The sequence below is a fragment of the Psychrobacter sp. ANT_H3 genome (genome assembly GCF_027919975.1).
GTDB classification, from domain to species: domain Bacteria; phylum Pseudomonadota; class Gammaproteobacteria; order Pseudomonadales; family Moraxellaceae; genus Psychrobacter; species Psychrobacter maritimus.
This window is the reverse complement of sequence record NZ_JAQISM010000049.1, coordinates 1-1,421: the sequence shown is the minus strand read 5'-3', so window position 1 is coordinate 1,421 and position 1,421 is coordinate 1. Positions and strand designations below refer to the sequence as shown.

General features: G+C 41.5%; 2 protein-coding genes. Both read right to left on the bottom strand.

From position 1 onward, the window contains the following. Positions 1–31: 31 nt before the first annotated feature. The gene (locus PG901_RS13540) at positions 32–871 is read right to left on the bottom strand and encodes an IS3 family transposase (RefSeq protein WP_271134694.1); all 840 of its coding nucleotides are present in this window, start codon (positions 869–871) and stop codon (positions 32–34) included. Then, positions 859–1,377 carry a helix-turn-helix domain-containing protein gene (locus tag PG901_RS13535; protein WP_271134693.1) on the bottom strand — a complete coding sequence of 173 codons (519 nt, stop codon included), beginning with the start codon at positions 1,375–1,377 and terminating at the stop codon, positions 859–861. Before PG901_RS13535 ends, PG901_RS13540 begins: the two co-directional genes overlap by 13 nt. Positions 1,378–1,421 lie beyond the last annotated feature (44 nt).

The following is a 1,421-nucleotide window of genomic DNA, read 5'->3' as shown; positions in this document are numbered from 1 at the left end:
GAACTGATCCCCAAATGTTGGACGGTTTAGTTTATAACAAGGACTGAGTTCTGTATTGCACAGGACTCAGTCCTTTTAATTTAAGTTGAATACGCTCATGATTATAATAATGCATATACTCATGAATCTGTTTCTCTAACTGCTCAATAGTTTTCGGTTTCTCAATATAAATCGTCTCGCACTTCAGCGTACCGAAGAACCCCTCCATCAGTGCATTATCTAAGCAGTTGCCTTTTCTGCTCATACTTTGCTTAATTCCATGCTGTTTAAGCGTCGTGCTAAACGGTTTCATTTGATAATGCCACCCTTGATCTGAATGCAGCATTAATCTCTTACCACGGCACGCCTTTGTCTTATCTAAAGCACTAGCTAGCATCTTACCAACTAAGTCATAAGTGGGTCTCTTTGAGAGCGTATAGGTGATGATCTCATTGTTATAACAATCGAGTATGGGCGATAAATATAGCTTATGATCACCCACCTTAAACTCAGTAATATCTGTAAGCCAGCGTGTGTTCGGTTTATCTGCATGATACTGGCGCTTCAAATAGTTCTTCGCAATCTTGCCTTGTTGTCCTTTGTAAGATCGGTACTTCTGACGTCTTATCTTTGCGCTAAGCTTCATGTTACGCATCAGCTTAGCGATGAGCTTATGGTTATGATAAACCCCTAACTGCTTTAGCGCGGCCGTGACTCTACGATAACCATACCTGCCTTTGTGCTTGTGGTATATCTGAGCAATACGCTGTTTTAAGTCTGCATATTTGTCTTTAACATCAAACTGACACCTATGGTAGTAAAAGACACTCTTAGCCATCTTAGCGATGTTTAGCAAAGCAGATAAAGGGTACTCTTGTCTTAGTGCTTCGATGAGCCTTGCTTTTTGCCTGCTTGTTCCTCCGCTTTGAGCAAGGCATCGAGCTTTTTTAGGTAGGCAACCTCTGCACGTAGGTACTCATTCTCACGCTTAAGCTCTGCTAAGGTTTTCTCATCATCTGGTTTGCTTGTGATAAATGGCTTGGTCATGGCGGCTCTACCTTTAGGCTTGGTTATTAGTCCAGACATGCCGTGTAGTCGATAAGCTTTGTGCCAATGACTAATGAGCGCCGGTGAGCTGATGTTATACCTTAAAGCTACTTCCAATTGACTTAAGCCTTGGGTAAGCATCGTTGTAATCACTTCGTGTTTAAACTCGCCACTATAGTAGGCTTTGCTTGTCTGTGGTTTGATAGCATCGATACCACCGCTTTGATACTGTTTAACCCATTTTTGTACAAGTTTCGAATCTAGGTTAAATTTCTCAGCCGTAGCATGACCAGTATGTCCTTGCCTATAGTATGCGATGACTTTTATCTTAAAGTCTAGGTCGTAATGCATAAAAATACCCCATAAGTTGTGTCCAACTTATGGGGTTCAGTTCA

What these genes read in the sequence shown, in the direction of transcription:
- PG901_RS13535 (WP_271134693.1), bottom strand. Translation starts at nt 1,377, where the DNA reads ATGCATTACGACCTAGACTTTAAGATAAAAGTCATCGCATACTATAGG.